The 20,198-nt window shown below is 60.7% G+C and carries 8 protein-coding genes, 2 tRNA genes and 3 rRNA genes; 12 read left to right on the top strand and 1 reads right to left on the bottom strand.

Annotated features, from left to right (window positions below; translation table 11 throughout):
• The first annotated feature begins 49 nt into the window (after window positions 1–49).
• From ACYU03_RS22770 to ACYU03_RS22715, 12 genes are all read left to right on the top strand, one after another.
• Window positions 50–1,543, top strand: a complete 1,494-nt coding sequence (locus ACYU03_RS22770) for a CoA-acylating methylmalonate-semialdehyde dehydrogenase (protein WP_461886863.1) — start codon at window positions 50–52, stop codon at window positions 1,541–1,543.
• Between the two features lie 561 nt (window positions 1,544–2,104).
• Window positions 2,105–3,641: ribosomal RNA gene (locus ACYU03_RS22765) — 16S ribosomal RNA — on the top strand.
• Between the two features lie 86 nt (window positions 3,642–3,727).
• Window positions 3,728–3,804 (top strand) — tRNA-Ile (locus ACYU03_RS22760).
• Window positions 3,805–3,831: 27 nt separating this feature from the next.
• Window positions 3,832–3,907, top strand: a tRNA-Ala gene (locus ACYU03_RS22755).
• A 236-nt stretch (window positions 3,908–4,143) separates the two neighbouring features.
• Window positions 4,144–7,033: ribosomal RNA gene (locus ACYU03_RS22750) — 23S ribosomal RNA — on the top strand.
• 130 nt (window positions 7,034–7,163) lie between these two features.
• Window positions 7,164–7,279 (top strand): 5S ribosomal RNA (gene rrf / locus ACYU03_RS22745).
• The 16S, 23S and 5S rRNA genes sit together here with 2 tRNA genes alongside, the layout of an rRNA operon.
• Window positions 7,280–7,536: 257 nt before the next feature.
• Entirely contained in the window at window positions 7,537–11,019 is a 3,483-nt protein-coding gene (recC, locus tag ACYU03_RS22740; protein ID WP_461886862.1) for an exodeoxyribonuclease V subunit gamma, read from the top strand.
• On the top strand, window positions 11,016–14,699 hold the full coding sequence (gene recB / locus ACYU03_RS22735) for an exodeoxyribonuclease V subunit beta (RefSeq protein ID WP_461886861.1): 3,684 nt from the start codon (window positions 11,016–11,018) through the stop codon (window positions 14,697–14,699). Before recC ends, recB begins: the two co-directional genes overlap by 4 nt.
• Window positions 14,696–16,771 carry an exodeoxyribonuclease V subunit alpha gene (gene recD / locus ACYU03_RS22730; RefSeq protein WP_461886860.1) on the top strand — a complete coding sequence of 692 codons (2,076 nt, stop codon included), beginning with the start codon at window positions 14,696–14,698 and terminating at the stop codon, window positions 16,769–16,771. The genes recB and recD overlap by 4 nt, the downstream gene beginning before the upstream one ends.
• A gap of 79 nt (window positions 16,772–16,850) precedes the next feature.
• Complete coding sequence (locus ACYU03_RS22725; protein WP_461886859.1) at window positions 16,851–17,423, top strand: YfiR family protein; 573 nt, start codon at window positions 16,851–16,853, stop codon at window positions 17,421–17,423.
• Window positions 17,420–18,691, top strand: a complete 1,272-nt coding sequence (locus ACYU03_RS22720) for a diguanylate cyclase domain-containing protein (RefSeq protein WP_461886858.1) — start codon at window positions 17,420–17,422, stop codon at window positions 18,689–18,691. The genes ACYU03_RS22725 and ACYU03_RS22720 overlap by 4 nt, the downstream gene beginning before the upstream one ends.
• A gap of 3 nt (window positions 18,692–18,694) precedes the next feature.
• On the top strand, window positions 18,695–19,195 hold the full coding sequence (locus ACYU03_RS22715) for an OmpA family protein (RefSeq protein ID WP_461886857.1): 501 nt from the start codon (window positions 18,695–18,697) through the stop codon (window positions 19,193–19,195).
• Here ACYU03_RS22715 and ACYU03_RS22710 read toward each other — a convergent pair.
• On the bottom strand, window positions 19,192–20,139 hold the full coding sequence (locus ACYU03_RS22710) for a LysR family transcriptional regulator (protein ID WP_461886856.1): 948 nt from the start codon (window positions 20,137–20,139) through the stop codon (window positions 19,192–19,194). The genes ACYU03_RS22715 and ACYU03_RS22710 overlap by 4 nt on opposite strands.
• Window positions 20,140–20,198: the final 59 nt, after the last annotated feature.

Here is a 20,198-nt window from a genome sequence, read left to right as displayed (position 1 = left end):
ACAGGCGCGTATTGGCGCGCCTGTTCACCCCTCTTTTCTGGAGTTATGCATGAGCATTGTTCAGCACCTGATCAACGGCGAACTGGTTTCCTCGGGCGAGCGCAGCGCCGATGTCTTCAACCCCTCCACTGGCCAGGCCATCCACAAGGTCGAACTGGCCAGTCGCGCTACGGTGCAACTGGCTATCGACTCCGCCAAGGCGGCGTTCCCGGCTTGGCGCAACACCCCACCGGCCAAGCGTGCTCAGGTGATGTTCCGTTTCAAGCAGTTGCTGGAGCAGAACGAAGCGCGCATCTCGCAGATGATCAGCGAAGAGCATGGCAAGACCCTGGAAGACGCTGCCGGTGAACTCAAGCGCGGTATTGAGAACGTCGAGTTTGCTTGCGCCGCCCCTGAGGTCCTGAAGGGCGAGTACAGCCGCAACGTCGGTCCGAACATCGATGCCTGGTCCGACTTCCAGCCACTGGGCGTGGTCGCCGGTATCACCCCTTTCAACTTCCCGGCCATGGTGCCGCTGTGGATGTATCCACTGGCCATCGCCTGTGGCAACTGCTTCATTCTCAAGCCTTCGGAGCGCGACCCGAGCTCGACCCTGTTCATCGCCCAACTGCTCCAGGAGGCCGGCCTGCCCAAGGGCGTGCTGAACGTGGTGCATGGTGACAAGGAAGCGGTGGATGCGCTGATCGAGGCGCCAGAAGTGAAGGCGCTGAGTTTTGTCGGTTCGACCCCGATCGCCGAGTACATCTATGCCGAAGGTACCAAGCGCGGCAAGCGTGTCCAGGCTCTGGGCGGCGCGAAGAACCACGCGGTGCTGATGCCTGATGCCGACTTGGACAATGCCGTCAGCGCGCTGATGGGCGCGGCGTACGGTTCCTGCGGCGAGCGCTGCATGGCCATCTCCGTGGCCGTATGCGTCGGTGACCAGGTCGCCGATGCGCTGATCGCCAAGCTGGAACCACAGATCAAGGCGCTGAAGATCGGTGCCGGCACTTCCTGTGGCCTGGACATGGGGCCGCTGGTGACGGCGGCTGCGCGTGACAAGGTGGTCGGTTATATCGACGACGGCGTGGCAGCCGGCGCCAAACTGGTGGTGGATGGCCGTGGTTATCGCGTGGCCGGCAATGAAGACGGCTACTTCGTCGGCGGCACCCTGTTCGACCGCGTGACCCCGGAGATGCGTATCTATAAGGAAGAGATCTTCGGCCCAGTGCTGTGCGTGGTGCGGGTCGATAGCCTGGAAGAAGCCATGCGCCTGATCAACGAGCATGAATACGGCAACGGCACCTGCATCTTCACCCGTGACGGTGAAGCGGCGCGACTGTTCTGCGATGAGATCGAGGTGGGCATGGTCGGTGTCAACGTGCCGCTGCCGGTCCCTGTGGCCTACCACAGCTTCGGTGGCTGGAAACGTTCGCTGTTCGGCGACCTGCATGCCTATGGCCCGGATGGTGTGCGTTTCTATACCCGCCGTAAGGCCATTACCCAGCGTTGGCCGCAACGTGCCAGCCATGAGGCTTCGCAGTTCGCGTTCCCAAGCCTGTAATAACGGCGAGTGGAAAGCGGGGAGGCCGATAGGCCTCCCCGCTTTGTTTTAAAGGAATACGAAGGTTTCTTGAAATTAAGGGTTGACGGGCTTTCGAATCCCCTTATAATGCGCCCCACTTCCGACGCAGTCGAAACGGAAAACTCCTTGAGATTCATAGAGTTAGAAGTTTCAGGTAGTATCGGAAGGGCTTCGATCGAGAGGTTGGCAGCGGTGAAAAAGGCAGTTGACAGCAGGTTTTAACGCTGTATGATTCGCCTCCCGCTACGAGCGATCGCAGCGAGTCAAGTGGTTGAAGTTGAACGGCTTTTTAGCAAAAGACTTCGAAATAAACGCTTGACAGGTTTTGAGGAAAGCGTAGAATGCGCGCCTCGGTTGAGCTGAAAGGCTCCTGACCAAACGCTCTTTAACAATTGAATCAAGCAATTCGTGTGGGTGCTTGTGAGTACGGACTGATAGTCAAAAAGATTATCAGCATCGCAAGTGGCCATATGAGAAATCACATAGTCATTTGAGATTGCTGAGCCAAGTTTAGGGTTTCTTAAAAACCCAAGCAGTATTGAACTGAAGAGTTTGATCATGGCTCAGATTGAACGCTGGCGGCAGGCCTAACACATGCAAGTCGAGCGGATGAAGTGAGCTTGCTCATGGATTCAGCGGCGGACGGGTGAGTAATGCCTAGGAATCTGCCTGGTAGTGGGGGACAACGTTTCGAAAGGAACGCTAATACCGCATACGTCCTACGGGAGAAAGCAGGGGACCTTCGGGCCTTGCGCTATCAGATGAGCCTAGGTCGGATTAGCTAGTTGGTGGGGTAATGGCTCACCAAGGCGACGATCCGTAACTGGTCTGAGAGGATGATCAGTCACACTGGAACTGAGACACGGTCCAGACTCCTACGGGAGGCAGCAGTGGGGAATATTGGACAATGGGCGAAAGCCTGATCCAGCCATGCCGCGTGTGTGAAGAAGGTCTTCGGATTGTAAAGCACTTTAAGTTGGGAGGAAGGGCAGTAAGCGAATACCTTGCTGTTTTGACGTTACCGACAGAATAAGCACCGGCTAACTCTGTGCCAGCAGCCGCGGTAATACAGAGGGTGCAAGCGTTAATCGGAATTACTGGGCGTAAAGCGCGCGTAGGTGGTTCGTTAAGTTGGATGTGAAAGCCCCGGGCTCAACCTGGGAACTGCATCCAAAACTGGCGAGCTAGAGTATGGTAGAGGGTGGTGGAATTTCCTGTGTAGCGGTGAAATGCGTAGATATAGGAAGGAACACCAGTGGCGAAGGCGACCACCTGGACCGATACTGACACTGAGGTGCGAAAGCGTGGGGAGCAAACAGGATTAGATACCCTGGTAGTCCACGCCGTAAACGATGTCAACTAGCCGTTGGGGTCCTTGAGACTTTAGTGGCGCAGCTAACGCATTAAGTTGACCGCCTGGGGAGTACGGCCGCAAGGTTAAAACTCAAATGAATTGACGGGGGCCCGCACAAGCGGTGGAGCATGTGGTTTAATTCGAAGCAACGCGAAGAACCTTACCAGGCCTTGACATGCAGAGAACTTTCCAGAGATGGATTGGTGCCTTCGGGAACTCTGACACAGGTGCTGCATGGCTGTCGTCAGCTCGTGTCGTGAGATGTTGGGTTAAGTCCCGTAACGAGCGCAACCCTTGTCCTTAGTTACCAGCACGTAATGGTGGGCACTCTAAGGAGACTGCCGGTGACAAACCGGAGGAAGGTGGGGATGACGTCAAGTCATCATGGCCCTTACGGCCTGGGCTACACACGTGCTACAATGGTCGGTACAGAGGGTTGCCAAGCCGCGAGGTGGAGCTAATCTCACAAAACCGATCGTAGTCCGGATCGCAGTCTGCAACTCGACTGCGTGAAGTCGGAATCGCTAGTAATCGCGAATCAGAATGTCGCGGTGAATACGTTCCCGGGCCTTGTACACACCGCCCGTCACACCATGGGAGTGGGTTGCACCAGAAGTAGCTAGTCTAACCTTCGGGAGGACGGTTACCACGGTGTGATTCATGACTGGGGTGAAGTCGTAACAAGGTAGCCGTAGGGGAACCTGCGGCTGGATCACCTCCTTAATCGACGACATCAGCCGGCTGATGAGCACCCACACGAATTGCTTGATTCATTGAACGAAGACGATGTAGTAACGCGACCCTGTTATAGGTCTGTAGCTCAGTTGGTTAGAGCGCACCCCTGATAAGGGTGAGGTCGGCAGTTCAAATCTGCCCAGACCTACCAATTGCTTGTGGTGCAACCTGTATATACGGGGCCATAGCTCAGCTGGGAGAGCGCCTGCCTTGCACGCAGGAGGTCAGCGGTTCGATCCCGCTTGGCTCCACCACTCTTGCAGTTACCCTGCAGAACTTAGAAATGAGCATTCGTGCTGAATGTTGATTTCTGACTTTTGTCAGATCGTTCTTTAAAAATTCGGATATGTGATAGAAAGATAGACTGTGAACCACTTTCACTGGTGGTGAACAGGCTAAGGTAAAATTTGTGAGTTGCTCTCATGAGCAAGCATGCGAATTTTCGGCGAATGTCGTCTTCACAGTATAACCAGATTGCTTGGGGTTATATGGTCAAGTGAAGAAGCGCATACGGTGGATGCCTTGGCAGTCAGAGGCGATGAAAGACGTGGTAGCCTGCGATAAGCTTCGGGGAGTCGGCAAACAGACTTTGATCCGGAGATCTCTGAATGGGGGAACCCACTCAGCACAAGCTGAGTATCTTGTACTGAATACATAGGTGCAAGAGGCGAACCAGGGGAACTGAAACATCTAAGTACCCTGAGGAAAAGAAATCAACCGAGATTCCCTTAGTAGTGGCGAGCGAACGGGGATTAGCCCTTAAGTGGCTTTGAGATTAGCGGAACGCTCTGGAAAGTGCGGCCATAGTGGGTGATAGCCCTGTACGCGAAAATCTCTTAGTCATGAAATCGAGTAGGACGGAGCACGAGAAACTTTGTCTGAACATGGGGGGACCATCCTCCAAGGCTAAATACTACTGACTGACCGATAGTGAACCAGTACCGTGAGGGAAAGGCGAAAAGAACCCCGGAGAGGGGAGTGAAATAGAACCTGAAACCGTATGCGTACAAGCAGTGGGAGCCTACTTGTTAGGTGACTGCGTACCTTTTGTATAATGGGTCAGCGACTTATATTCAGTGGCGAGCTTAACCGAATAGGGGAGGCGTAGCGAAAGCGAGTCTTAATAGGGCGTTTAGTCGCTGGGTATAGACCCGAAACCGGGCGATCTATCCATGGGCAGGTTGAAGGTTAGGTAACACTGACTGGAGGACCGAACCGACTACCGTTGAAAAGTTAGCGGATGACCTGTGGATCGGAGTGAAAGGCTAATCAAGCTCGGAGATAGCTGGTTCTCCTCGAAAGCTATTTAGGTAGCGCCTCATGTATCACTCCAGGGGGTAGAGCACTGTTTCGGCTAGGGGGTCATCCCGACTTACCAAACCGATGCAAACTCCGAATACCTGGAAGTGCCGAGCATGGGAGACACACGGCGGGTGCTAACGTCCGTCGTGAAAAGGGAAACAACCCAGACCGTCAGCTAAGGTCCCAAAGTCATGGTTAAGTGGGAAACGATGTGGGAAGGCTTAGACAGCTAGGAGGTTGGCTTAGAAGCAGCCATCCTTTAAAGAAAGCGTAATAGCTCACTAGTCGAGTCGGCCTGCGCGGAAGATGTAACGGGGCTCAAACCATGCACCGAAGCTACGGGTATCACTTAGGTGATGCGGTAGAGGAGCGTTCTGTAAGCCTGTGAAGGTGAGTTGAGAAGCTTGCTGGAGGTATCAGAAGTGCGAATGCTGACATGAGTAACGACAATGGGTGTGAAAAACACCCACGCCGAAAGACCAAGGTTTCCTGCGCAACGTTAATCGACGCAGGGTTAGTCGGTCCCTAAGGCGAGGCTGAAAAGCGTAGTCGATGGAAAACAGGTTAATATTCCTGTACTTCCGGTTATTGCGATGGAGGGACGGAGAAGGCTAGGCCAGCTTGGCGTTGGTTGTCCAAGTTTAAGGTGGTAGGCCGAGATCTTAGGTAAATCCGGGATCTCAAGGCCGAGAGCTGATGACGAGTTGCCTTTAGGCGACGAAGTGGTTGATGCCATGCTTCCAAGAAAAGCTTCTAAGCTTCAGATAACCGGGAACCGTACCCCAAACCGACACAGGTGGTTGGGTAGAGAATACCAAGGCGCTTGAGAGAACTCGGGTGAAGGAACTAGGCAAAATGGCACCGTAACTTCGGGAGAAGGTGCGCCGGTGAGGGTGAAGGACTTGCTCCGTAAGCCCATGCCGGTCGAAGATACCAGGCCGCTGCGACTGTTTATTAAAAACACAGCACTCTGCAAACACGAAAGTGGACGTATAGGGTGTGACGCCTGCCCGGTGCCGGAAGGTTAATTGATGGGGTTAGCTAACGCGAAGCTCTTGATCGAAGCCCCGGTAAACGGCGGCCGTAACTATAACGGTCCTAAGGTAGCGAAATTCCTTGTCGGGTAAGTTCCGACCTGCACGAATGGCGTAACGATGGCGGCGCTGTCTCCACCCGAGACTCAGTGAAATTGAAATCGCTGTGAAGATGCAGTGTATCCGCGGCTAGACGGAAAGACCCCGTGAACCTTTACTATAGCTTTGCACTGGACTTTGAATTTGCTTGTGTAGGATAGGTGGGAGGCTTTGAAGCGTGGACGCCAGTTCGCGTGGAGCCATCCTTGAAATACCACCCTGGCAACTTTGAGGTTCTAACTCAGGTCCGTCATCCGGATCGAGGACAGTGTATGGTGGGTAGTTTGACTGGGGCGGTCTCCTCCCAAAGAGTAACGGAGGAGTACGAAGGTGCGCTCAGACCGGTCGGAAATCGGTCGCAGAGTATAAAGGCAAAAGCGCGCTTGACTGCGAGACAGACACGTCGAGCAGGTACGAAAGTAGGTCTTAGTGATCCGGTGGTTCTGTATGGAAGGGCCATCGCTCAACGGATAAAAGGTACTCCGGGGATAACAGGCTGATACCGCCCAAGAGTTCATATCGACGGCGGTGTTTGGCACCTCGATGTCGGCTCATCACATCCTGGGGCTGAAGCCGGTCCCAAGGGTATGGCTGTTCGCCATTTAAAGTGGTACGCGAGCTGGGTTTAGAACGTCGTGAGACAGTTCGGTCCCTATCTGCCGTGGACGTTTGAGATTTGAGAGGGGCTGCTCCTAGTACGAGAGGACCGGAGTGGACGAACCTCTGGTGTTCCGGTTGTCACGCCAGTGGCATTGCCGGGTAGCTATGTTCGGAAGAGATAACCGCTGAAAGCATCTAAGCGGGAAACTTGCCTCAAGATGAGATCTCACTGGAGCCTTGAGCTCCCTGAAGGGCCGTCGAAGACTACGACGTTGATAGGTCGGGTGTGTAAGCGCTGTGAGGCGTTGAGCTAACCGATACTAATTGCCCGTGAGGCTTGACCATATAACACCCAAGCAATTTGCTGACGCAGATGGCGGTGGTGAAGACGCAACAGCCGAAGATTCGCAAAACCACAAATGCACATATCCGAATTGACTGGAGTGTCCAACAGGACGTTCTGGTAACAGAATTTCTTGACGACCATAGAGCATTGGAACCACCTGATCCCATCCCGAACTCAGCAGTGAAACGATGCATCGCCGATGGTAGTGTGGGGTTTCCCCATGTGAGAGTAGGTCATCGTCAAGATTCATTTCGCAAAACCCCTATCTGCGCGAGCAGGTAGGGGTTTTGTCTTTTCCGGGGTTTGAAGGGCAGGGCTGCACCCATAGGTGCCGAGCTGGTCTGCCTCTGTGGGAGCGGCCTTGTGTCGCGATGGGCCGCGCAGCGGGCCCCCTAGCGGGACATAAAAAGCCTCAACCCCGAGCCTGCACATCCACGAAAACCCCGCCACCCCATGATATGGTTCCCTCCTGAACCACCCGCCTCGTTCCAAGGGACGCTCCATGCCGAATACCACCTCACTGCACCCTGGCTTCATGGTTGTCCACAGTAATAGGCTGGATGACTTGCGCAGCTTGGTGGTGAGCTGGATGCGTCGCTACCCGTTGGCACCGCTGGAAAACGAGATCGCTCTGGTGCAAAGCAACGGCATCGCCCAATGGCTCAAGCTGGCCCTGGCCGAAGATCCCTTGGAGGATGACCAGGGAGGCTGTGGTATCGCTGCGGCCATCGATGTTCAGCTACCGGGTAGTTTCATGTGGCAGTTGTACCGTCGCGTTCTGGGGCGCGACGAGATCCCTGAGGTCTCGCTGCTCGACAAGGCGCCACTGACCTGGCGCCTCATGCGCCTGTTGCCGGAGTTGATCGAGCGTCCACACTTCGAGCCCCTGCGGCGTTTCTTGACCGACGACAGTGACTTGCGCAAGCGCTACCAGCTCGCCGAGCGCCTGGCCGACCTCTTCGACCAGTACCAGGTCTATCGTGCCGACTGGCTCAAGGACTGGGCGGCCGGCGAGCATGTGCTTAACACCGCCCGAGGCGGGCGCAAGCCGCTGTCCGCCGGCAACTGCTGGCAGGCCGAATTGTGGCGGGCCTTGCTCCTCGATGTCGGCGAACAAGGCATGGCGCAGAGCCGGGCCGGAGTGCACCAACGCTTCATCGAGCGTATCAACAGTGTGGAGCAGCCACCACCTGGCCTACCTGCGCGGGTGATCGTGTTCGGCATCTCGTCGCTACCTGCCCAGGCATTGGAAGCCTTGGCCGGTCTGGCACGCTTCAGCCAGGTATTGCTGTGTGTGCATAACCCTTGCCGTCACCACTGGGCTGATATCGTCGCCGACAAGGACCTGCTGCGGCACCAGTACAAGCGCCAGCAGCGCAAGCAGGGCATGCCCCTGCAGTTGGATGACCAGTCCCTGCACCAACACGCCCATCCTTTGCTGGCCGCCTGGGGCAAGCAGGGCCGCGATTACATCAATCTGCTCGACAGCTACGACGACCCCAGCAGCTACCGTGGCGTGTTCAGCGAAGGGCGCATCGATCTGTTCAGCGATGGCGAGCCCACCAGCCTGCTCAAGCAACTCCAGGACGACATCCTCGAGCTACGCCCCTTGGCCGAGACCCGCAGTCTCTGGGCTCCGGTCGACCCGACCAAGGACCGTTCGGTGCGTTTCCAGGTGGCGCACAGCCCGCAGCGTGAAGTGGAGATCCTCCATGACCAACTGCTGGCCCGCTTCAGCGCCGACCCCGGCTTACGTCCGCGTGACGTGATCGTCATGCTGCCGGACATCAACACCTATGCCCCACATATCCGTGCCGTGTTCGGCCAACTGGATCGCAACGACCCGCGCTATATTCCCTTCACCCTGGCCGACCAGGGCCAGCGCGGCCGTGATCCCTTGCTGATCGCCCTGGAGCACCTGCTCAAGTTGCCGGACAGCCGCTTCGCCGTCAGCGAGGTGCTCGACCTCTTGGACGTGCCGGCGCTGCGCGCCCGTTTCGCCATTCGGGAAACTGATCTGCCGACACTGCACCGATGGATCGAAGGCGCCGGCATCCGTTGGGGGCTGAACGCCGACCAGCGTGCCTCGCTGGGATTGCCCGCAGGCCTGGAGCAGAACAGCTGGCGGTTCGGCTTGCGGCGCATGCTCCTCGGCTACGCAGTGGGCATTGGTGAAAGCTGCGACGGTATCGAGCCCTATGACGAGATCGGCGGCCTCGACGCTGCCCTGATCGGTCCGCTGGTCGCCTTGCTCGATGCGTTGGAAGTTGCTTGCCAGGTCCTGTCGCAGCCGGCGACGGCGGTGGAGTGGGGGGAGCGTCTGCATGCCTTGCTGCAGGTGTTCTTCCTCGCTGAAACCGAGCATGACGACTACCTGCTGGTGCAGTTGCAGACCCTGCGTGAAACCTGGTTGCAGACCTGTGAATCGGTTGGCCTGGAAGACCTGCTGCCGTTGACCGTGGTCCGCGAAGCCTGGCTGTCGGGCCTGGACCAGGGCAAGCTGTCCCAGCGCTTCCTTGCCGGTTCGGTGAACTTCTGCACCTTGATGCCCATGCGTGCCATTCCCTTCAGGGTGGTCTGCCTGCTCGGTATGAACGACGGCGACTATCCACGCGCGCAACCGCCTCTGGATTTCGACCTGATGGCCAGCGACTACCGTCCTGGCGACCGTTCCCGACGAGAGGACGACCGCTACCTGCTGCTCGAGGCACTGCTTTCCGCCCGCGACCAGCTCTATGTCAGTTGGGTCGGCCGCAGTATCCGTGACAACAACGAACGCCCGGCCTCGGTGCTGATCGGCCAACTGCGTGATCACCTGGCGGCTGGTTGGCGATTGGCCGGGGCCGAAGAGGGCGGCAAGCACGACCCTGGCGAGCAACTGCTGCATGCCTTGACCCAGGAGCATCCGCTGCAGCCGTTCAGCCAGCGCTACTTCCAGAAGGGCAGTCCCTTGTTCAGCTATGCCCAGGAGTGGCAAGCCTTGCACGAGTTTGCAAACGAGGCGAGCTCAAGCGGAGAAGACTTGCCGCCCTACAGCAGCGACGAACCCTTGAGCCTGACGTTGCTGCAGGACTTCCTGCGCCATCCCGTACGGCATTTCTTCAGTCAACGCCTGAAGGTCTTTTTCGAAGCGCTGGACGCGCCGGTGGCCGATGAAGAGCCCTTCGTTCTCGATGCTCTGCAACGCTACAGCCTCAGCGAGAGCCTGTTGGCCGCCGCGCTCGCCGATCCACAGGATAGCGAGCGCGCCTTGCAGGCCCAGGCCCGGCGGTTGCAGGCTTGCGGCCTGTTACCATTGGCTGGCTTCGGTGAGAGCCTGCAGGGCGAACTGATTCAGCCCTTGCCGGGGCTGTTGCAACGTCATCAGCAGTTGTTGCAACGCTGGCCGCAGAGGGTCGACAGCGCCTTGCCCATCCACTTCGAGCGAGGCCCACACCGTCTTGAAGGCTGGCTTGGCCAGGTTCATCAGGCGCACGACAGCAGCCTGCTGAGCATCACCACCGTGCCCAACACCATCAGCAGCGGGCGCAGCAATCTCAAATGGCATCGCCTGATTCCGACCTGGGTCCTGCACCTGGCCGCTTGCGCCGTGGGGCATCCCCTGCACAGCGCTTTGGTTGCCAGTGATGTGACCTTGTTGCTTGCGCCGCTACCCCAGGAGCGGGCCGCCGAACTGCTTGGCGATTTGCTCGTGGCGCGGCAGGCTGCCATGAATTCGCCGCTGCCGGTGGCGGCGAAGACCGCCTTTGCCTGGCTTGCCCAGAACGATCCAGACAAGGCCCGGCTCGCCGCCGTCCGTGCCTATGAAGGCGATGGCCAGAACAGCTTTGGCGAGCGTAGCGAAAGCGCTGCCTTGGCCCGGCAGTTCCGCGACTTCGCCGCGCTGAGCGCCGATGAAACCTTCGAGGGTTGGTGCGAGGCCTTGTACCGCCCGTTGTTTGAAGCGCCCTGGCAGACCCTGGGCAACCAGGAGAACGCCGCATGACCCAGGCCCGTCCTTTGGCGCTGAGTTTCCCCCTGCATGGCAGTCAACTGATCGAAGCTAGTGCGGGCACCGGCAAGACCTTCACCATCTCCGCCCTGTATCTGCGCTTGATCCTTGGCCACGGCGGCGAGCAGGGCTTCGCCCGCGAGTTGCTGCCACCCCAGATCCTCGTGGTGACCTTCACCGACGCCGCGACCAAAGAGTTGCGTGAGCGCATCCGCACCCGTCTGGCCGAAGCGGCGCGCTTCTTCCGTGAGGAGCTGCACGACGCGGACCCGCTGCTGCGGCAATTGCGCGACGAGTATCCCCAGGAACACTGGGCACGCTGCGCCAGTCGCCTGGAGATTGCCGTGCAATGGATGGACGAGGCGGCGGTCTCGACCATCCACGGCTGGTGCCAGCGCATGCTGCGCGAGCATGCTTTCGACAGCGGCAGCCTGTTCACCCAGAGCCTGGAAACCGATCACAGCGAGCTGCTTGGCCAGGTCATGCGCGACTACTGGCGGCGCTTCTGCTATGGCATGCAAGGCGACGCCCTGGCCTGGGTACGCAGCAATTGGGTCAGCCCTGACGCCTTGCTGCCCCGGGTGCGGCCGTTGTTCGGCCGCCAGCGTGTCGAGAACACCGAGGACGAACCCCAGGCGCTGATCGACGCTGTGCTGCAGCAGCGTGCCGCACAGTTGGCCCAGCTCAAGGCACCCTGGGCACAGTGGTCTGATGAACTGCTGCAGATCTGCCGCGATGCCCTGGCGGCCAAGCAGGTCGATGGCCGAAAGATGCAAGCCCGTTACTTCGAGCCCTGGTTCGACAAGCTCAAGACTTGGGCCGCAGATGAACAGGCCCTGGAGTTGGACCTGGGCACCGGTTTTACCCGCCTGACCCCAGCTGGCATGGCCGAGGCCTGGAAGGTTGGCGAGCCACCGAGCCACCCGGCATTGCAGGCAATGGAAAACCTGCGCCAGCAGTTGCAGGGCCTGCCGAGCCCGGATGCCTGTCTGCTGGAGCATGCTGCGGCCTGGGTGTCCGCGCGTTTCGAGTTGGAAAAGCGCCGTCGTGCCGAAATGGGCTTCGACGATATGCTCCTGCGCCTGGAGCAGGCGCTCAACAGCGAGGCTGGCGAACGCCTGGCCGAGTTGATCCGCGAGCAGTTTCCGGTGGCCCTGATCGACGAGTTCCAGGACACTGACCCCGTCCAGTACGGCATCTTCGAGCGCATCTACCGTATCAGCGAGAACCGCCCGGAAACCGGCCTGTTCATGATCGGCGACCCCAAGCAGGCGATCTATGCCTTTCGTGGCGCCGACATTTTCACCTACCTGAGCGCCCGTCGGGCCACGGCTGGCCGCTTGCACAGCCTGGACACCAACTACCGTTCCAGCCAGGCGATGGTCAGCGCCGTGAACCAGGTCTTCCTGCAGGCCGAGCAGCGCAGCGAAGGTCGAGGCGCCTTCCTGTTCCGCGAAAACGGGGACAACCCACTGCCTTTCGTCGAGGTCCGGGCCAAGGGGCGGGGCGAACAACTGCAGGTCGACGGTCAGGCCACGCCGGCATTGCACCTGTGGCGGCTGGAGAGCGATGAACCTGTCTCCAGCACTACCTACCGGCAGCAGCTGGCAGCCAGTTGCGCCAGCCATGTCGTCGCCTTGCTCAATGGCGGGCGGGAGGGCCGCACGGGGTTTCGCAGTGCTGACGGCACGTTGAAGCCTTGCCAGCCTTCGGATATCGCCATTCTTGTGCGCGACGGTCGTGAGGCCCAGTTGATCCGGGCTGAGCTGGCCGCCCGTGATGTGCGCAGCGTGTACCTTTCCGACAAAGACTCGGTGTTCGCCGCCCAGGAGGCCCATGACTTGTTGGCCTGGCTCAAGGCCTGCGCCGAGCCGGACTCCGAGCGCCTGCTCAAGGCTGCCCTGGCCAGTCTGACCCTCGACCTGCCCCTGAGCGATCTGGAGCAGTTGAATCAGGATGAGCGGGTCTGGGAGCGCTGGGTCATGACCTTCCGTGAATACCGCCAGACCTGGCAGCGCCAAGGCGTGCTGCCGATGCTCCGGCGCCTGCTGCATGACTTCGAGCTGCCGCACACCCTGATGGGCCGCAGCGATGGCGAGCGGGTGCTGACCAATCTGCTGCACTTGGCCGAGCTGCTACAGCAAGCCGCCAGCGAACTGGATGGCGAGCAGGCGCTGATCCGCCATTTGGCCGAGCACCTGGCCAACTCCGGGCAGGCCGGTGAAGAGCAGATCCTGCGTTTGGAGAGTGATGAGCAACTGGTCAAGGTCGTGACTATCCACAAGTCCAAAGGCCTGGAGTATCCGCTGGTCTACCTGCCATTCATTTGCACCAGCAAGCCGGTGGACGGCCAACGGCTGCCGCTGGCCTGGCACGACAGCGAAGGGTACGCGCACCTTACCCTCACGCCCGACGACGAACAGATCGCTCGTGCCGACGACGAGCGCCTGGCTGAAGACCTGCGCCTGCTCTATGTTGCCCTGACCCGTGCCCGGCATGCTTGCTGGCTAGGCGTGGCGGACCTCAAGCGCGGCAGCAACAAGGCCTCGCAACTGCACCGTTCGGCCCTTGGTTACCTGCTGGGAGGTGGTAAGCCCTTGCCGGCCTCCACCCAGTTGGGGGAGTGGCTTGCGACCTTGCAGTCGGCCTGCCCGGCCATCGCCTGTGGTGAGCTGCCCGCGGTCACGGAGGCCCGCTATATCAGCCCGTGCAGCGACAGCGAGTTGCTGCCTGCGCGCAAGCCCCGGCGGCGTGCGGCGGAGAACTGGTGGATCGCGTCCTACAGTGCCTTGCGTGTCGGTGACGAAGGCCTGACCTTGACGGCCGACAGCTCCCAGGCCCAGCACTTGCTCGATGACGAGCGTCCGGATGTCCAGCAACTGCGCGAAGTGGCTCCGGACGGTGGCGATATCCATCGCTTTCCCCGTGGGCCCAACCCGGGGACCTTTCTCCATGGACTGCTCGAATGGGCCGGGCGTGAAGGCTTCGCCGAGGTCAGCGGCAATCCCGCGCTGATCGAGCGCACCGTTGGCCAGCGCTGCAACCGCCGTGACTGGGCCGGCTGGATTCCCGCCCTGAGTCAATGGCTGCAGCAGTTGTTGGTACAGCCCATGCCTCTGCATGCGGGTGGGCCAGCCCTGCTGCTGAGCCAGCTGCAGCAGTACCAGATCGAGATGGAGTTCTGGTTCGCCAGCCATCAGGTCGATGCTGTACGCCTCGACCGCTTGGTGGCCGAGCATACGCACCGCGCTGCTCCGCGCCTGGCGGCGCAAGCGACCCAGCTCAACGGTATGTTCAAGGGATTCATCGACCTGGCATTCGAGTTGGATGGGCGCTACTACGTGGCCGACTACAAATCCAACTGGTTGGGCCCTGACGCCCTGGCCTACAGCGAGGCTGCCATGGAGCAGGCGATCCTCGACCATCGTTACGACCTGCAGTACGTGCTCTACCTACTGGCCTTGCACCGCCAACTGCACGCCCGTCTGCCTGACTACGATTATGACCGTGACGTCGGCGGCGCCCTGTTCATTTTCCTGCGCGGTGCGGCAGCTACCACCCATGGCCTGTATTTCGTCAAGCCACCCCGTGCCCTGATCGAACAGCTCGACGCGTTGTTCCGTGGCGTGCGGGAGCCCGAGCAGCATGATCTGTTTTCCGGAGTTGCCCCATGAGCCGAAGCCTCGCCGACCTGCTGCCGATCCCGTTGGAGGCAGCGCACCTGGCAGCCCTTGAGCCGTTGCGGGCGAGCGCCGACTTGCTGGCCTTGCTCGATCGCTGGGTCGAGCGCGGCTGGCTGCGTGCCCTTGACCGTGCTTTCGTCAGCTTTCTCGAAGAGCGCGAACCGGGCAGCGATCCTCTCGTGCTGTTGGCCTCAGCCCTGGCCAGTCATCAGTTGGGACATGGCCATGTCTGCCTGGACCTGGCACAGACCCTGGCCGAGCCGGACTTCGCCCTGTCCCTGCCGCCGGAGGGGGATGCGTTGGCCGGGCCCTTGCTGCTGCCCTCGCAACTGCTGGCCAGCCTGACCCTCGACACCTGGCTCGAGCGTGTAGCGGCCAGCGGCCTGGTGGCTGCCGGTGACACTCCGGCGCAGCGTTCGCGGCCTCTGGTGCTCAGCGGCCAGCGCCTGTACTTGCGTCGTTACTGGAGCTATGAGCGACGCATCGACGCAGCCCTGCGTGACCGGTTGGCCCAGGATGAAGCCATCCCTGGTGACTTGCCGGATCGACTGGGCCAACTGTTCGATGACGGCGCCGTGCCCGGACAGGTCGACTGGCAGAAGCTGGCCTGCGCCCTGGCCACTCGGGCGGCGTTCAGCATCATCACCGGCGGTCCCGGCACGGGCAAGACCACCACCGTGGTGCGTCTGCTGGCGTTGTTGCAGGCCCCCGCTGTGGAGCAGGGGCGGCCGCTGCGCATCCGCCTGGCCGCCCCGACCGGCAAGGCCGCCGCGCGCCTGACCGAGTCGATCGGCCAACAGGTCGAGCGCCTGACGGTCAGCGCGCAGGTGCGCGAGCAGATCCCGTCCGATGTCAGCACCGTGCACCGTCTGCTGGGCAGCCGCCCCGGTTCGCGGCACTTCCGCCACCATGCGGGTAATCCACTGCCATTGGATGTGCTTGTGGTCGACGAAGCATCGATGATCGATCTGGAAATGATGGCCAACCTGCTCGACGCCCTGCCTCCCAAGGCGCGGCTAGTGTTGCTGGGGGACAAGGACCAGTTGGCGTCGGTGGAAGCCGGCGCGGTGCTCGGTGACCTCTGCCGCGATGCCGAGGAGGGTTGCTACTCGCCCGCCACCCGCGCCTGGCTAGAGCAGGTCAGCGGTGAGTCGCTGGACGCCAGTGGCCTGCAGGCCGGTGATGCTGCCCGCCATCCACTGGCCCAGCAGGTGGTGATGCTGCGGTTCTCCCGGCGCTTCGGAGAGGGCAGCGGCATCGGCCAACTGGCACGCCTGGTCAACCGCCAGCAGGCACAGGAGGCGCGGACCTTGCTGAGCTTGGCGCCAGACGATGTGTTCAGCCTCGCCCTGCGCGGTGAGCAGGATCGTGCCCTGGACCGCTTGCTGCTCGATGGCCTGGGCCGGGGCCCCGAAGGTCCCCAGGGTTATCGCCGCTACCTGCAGACCATCGGCCGCCAGCGTCCGCCGCCTGGCACCCCGGCGGATGACCCATGCTGGGAAAGTTGGGCCGGCGAGGTCTTGCACAGCTTCGAGACCTTCCAACTGCTGTGCGCGGTGCGCAAAGGGCCCTGGGGTGTCGAGGGCCTGAACCAGCGCGTGGCGCGGGTACTGGACAATGCAGGCCTGATCGACAGCCAGCAACCCTGGTATGAAGGGCGACCAGTGCTCATGACCCGCAATGACTATGGCCTGGGCCTGATGAACGGCGATATCGGCATCGCCCTGCGTCTGCCGGATGAGCAGGGCGAGCCGGTGCTACGCGTGGCCTTTGCCCGCAACGATGGGCGAGGTGGCGTGCGTTTCGTGCTGCCCAGCCGGCTCAGCGAGGTGGAAACCGTGTTCGCCATGACGGTGCACAAGTCCCAGGGTTCGGAATTCAGCCATACTGCCCTGGTCCTACCGGATGCGCTCAATCCGGTACTGACCAAAGAGCTGGTCTACACCGGTATCACCCGGGCTAAGCACTGCTTCAGCCTGATCGAACCAAGACCGGGCGTTTTCGAAGAGGCCGTGCAGCGCAAGGTACGGCGGATCTCCGGACTGATGCTGGAGACAGTCTGATACTGGCCGCCTCGCTGGAGGAAGCGGCCTTATGCTATCGTTGCGGCATTATCTGGCGGGGTTTCGAGAGATTTCCTACATGAGAGTGGCTGTCTCGTCATGGGGTCGAGTGACAGGCGGGGTCCTTGTACTGTTGGCCACCTGCCTACTGTTCCTTGCCGCCCCGGCCCAGGCCGAGACGCCCAACGCGTTTCAGGCGGAGCAGCGGGCTAAGGCGGTGACCCAGGTGGTCCTGGGCATTCTCAGTTATGCACGCTGGCCGACGGAGCCCGCCCCTTTGCGCCTCTGCCTGATCGGCCCGACCGAGTACGCCGACGACTTGATCAAAGGCAAGGTCCAGGCCACCGGCCAACCCATGACGGTACGGCGCTTGCTGGCCGGCGACCGGCGCACGACTACGGAGTGCGATGCGATCTACATCGGCAAACTCGATGAAGGTGAGCGCGAGGACCTGTTCACGGCGGTCAATGGCTATCCCATCCTGAGCATCAGCGAGGCCGACGATCCTTGCACCGTCGGCAGCCTGTTCTGTCTGCGGGTCAGTGATCGTCAGGTGGCCTTCGAGGTCAATCTTGACTCGGTGGCGCGCAGTGGCGTGCGCATCCACCCCAGTGTGCTGCAGCTGTCCCGGCGGAGGGCGGCACAGCCATGAGGCGTTCAAGCAAACGCACTGTCCGTCCTACCTTGCGTTCCGTGTTGGGGCGTGGCCACCTCAGCGTCGCCTTGCTCGCCGTGGGGCTGGCAGGGGTTCTCCTGACCTTGCTAGGTGTCCTGGCGCTGCGCGTCTACGCCAACCACAACCTGCACCTCATCGCCCGCTCGATCAACTACACGGTCGAGGCTGCCGTGGTGTTCAACGACAGCGCTGCGGCCAACGAGGCATTGGCACTGATCGCCTCGACCGAGGAAGTGGCTGAGGCCAAGGTCTTCGATATCGACGGTGAGCTGCTGGCGCACTGGCAGCGCAAGGAGCAGGGCGTGTTGGCGCATCTGCAAGCCCAGGTGGCGAGTGCCCTGTTGGATGAGCCGATCAACCTGCCGGTAGTGCACCAGCGGCAAAGGATCGGGCATATCGAGCTGGTTGGGCAGGGCGGTAGCCTGATGCGCTTTTTACTCAGTGGCTTGGCCGGCATCCTGCTCTGCACAGCGCTCAGTGCGGTCAGTGCGATCTATCTGTCGCGGCGCTTGTTCGGCAACATTATTCGGCCTTTGCGCAACCTCGCCACCGTCGCCCACGCGGCGCGCAGAGAGCGCAGTTTCGACCGGCGTGTACCCGCGACGCAGATCGCTGAGCTCAACGAATTGGGCAACGACTTCAATGCCTTGCTCGATGAGTTGGAAGCCTGGCAGAGCCACTTGCGCAGCGAGAACGAGACCCTGGCGCACCAGGCCAGCCACGACAGCCTGACCGGCCTGCCCAACCGTGCCTATTTCGAAGGTCGCCTGAGCCGTACCCTGCGCAATGCCGCCAAGCACGATGAACACCTGGCCTTGCTGTTTCTCGACAGCGACCATTTCAAGCAGATCAACGACAGTCTCGGGCATGCCGTGGGCGACGAAGTGCTGATCAGTGTCGCCAGCCGGGTCCGCGCCCAACTGCGCGAGCATGACCTGGTGGCACGCCTGGGGGGCGACGAGTTCGCGGTACTGCTCACGCCGCTGCATTCGCGCGAGGACGCCGAAGACATCGCCGAGAAGATCGTCGACAGCATGAAACTGCCAATTCTCCTGGAGGATGGCCATAGCATCGCCACCTCCCTGAGTGTCGGTATCGCCTATTACCCGGACGATGGCCATGACCCGGCCAGTCTGCTCAATGCCGCCGATACGGCGATGTACCAGGCCAAGCGCATCCGGCGCGGCCAATGGCAAGTGGCGGAGACGGAACGCTCCACCACTGATGTTAAAAACAGGAGCTGAACCGTGATCCACCTTTTCCCGCGTTTGCGTTTTCCCCTGCTGGCCTTGCTGCTGGCGCTGCTTGTTCTAGGCGGCTGCCAGAGCGTCCCGCCAGCGGGGTTGAGCGCCGAACAGATCGCCGTGCTCAAGCAGGAAGGCTTCAGCCTCACCGATGAAGGTTGGGCGTTCGACCTGTCCGGCAAGGTGTTGTTTGGCAGCGACCTGGACAGCCTCAACAGCCAGAGCCGCGATATCGTCGAGCGTATCGGCAGGGCGCTGCTGTCCGTAGATATCCAGCGTGTACGCATCGACGGCCACGCCGATGCCTCTGGCAAGCCCGCCTACAACCAGCAGTTGTCCGAGCGTCGTGCCCAGAGCGTCGCCAGGGCGCTGGTCAATATCGGCATGCAGCCACAGAACATCGAGACCCGCGGCCTGGGCAGCAGCCAGCCGGTGGCGGACAACAGGACCCGCGCCGGCCGCACCGAGAACCGTCGTGTATCGATCGTGGTGGCCTCCAACTAATCAGCAAAGCGCATCTCCCGCGACTCCCCCATCAACAGTGGCGCGTTGTGCTCGGTGACATCGCGGATGTAGTCCCAGAGCAATGTAATCCGCTTGAGCTTGCGCAGGTCCTCCCGGCAGTACATCCAGAACTGCCGGGTGACCTCGACCTGCTCTGGCAGGATGGCGACCAGGCGCGGGTCCTGGGCGGCGAGGAAGCAGGGCAGGATGGCCAGCCCTCGGCCTTGCAGGGCGGCGGTGTACTGAGCGATGACGCTGGTGCTGCGCAGGTGCGCGTTGGCATTGGGGATCAGGTTGGCCAGGTACAGCAACTCGGAGCTGAAGGCCAGGTCGTCGACGTAGCTGATGAATGGATGGCGGACCAGGTCGCTGCTTTGGCGGATCGGTTCGTGGTTGTCCAGGTAATCTTGCGTGGCATACAGGCGCAGGCGGTAGTCGCATAGCTTGCAGCATACATAAGGCCCATGTTCCGGGCGCTCCAGAGCGATGACGATGTCTGCCTCGCGCTTGGACAGGCTGATGAAGTGCGGCAGCGGCAGGATGTCCACGGTGATGGCCGGGTAGGCATCGACGAAGCGGCTCAGTTGCGGGGTAACGAAGAAGCTGCCGAAGCCTTCGGTGCAGCCCATGCGCACATGCCCGGAGAGCGCTACACCAGAGCCAGACACCTGCTCGCAGGCCATGTGCAAGGTGCTCTCGATCGACTCGGCATAGCCCAGCAGGCGCTGGCCCTCGGCGGTCAGGATGAAGCCGTTGGTCCGGGACTTCTCGAACAGCAAGGTGCCCAGGGCCACCTCCAGTGAGCCGATGCGCCGCGATACCGTGGTGTAGTCGACGCTCAGGCGCTTGGCCGCGCTGCTGGCCTTGCGGGTACGCGCCACTTCCAGGAAGAACTTCAGATCGTCCCAGTTCAATGAACCCAGGGAGGTGAGGTTTTTTTGCATGATGATCCGGCTTTTATGTGCGTTCTTATTGGATGTTTGCACATCTATACTCGAAAAAA

The organism is Pseudomonas sp. X10 (genome assembly GCF_054889225.1).
Note: the sequence above shows the minus strand (reverse complement) of the source record. Positions and strands in the feature narration are given on the sequence as shown.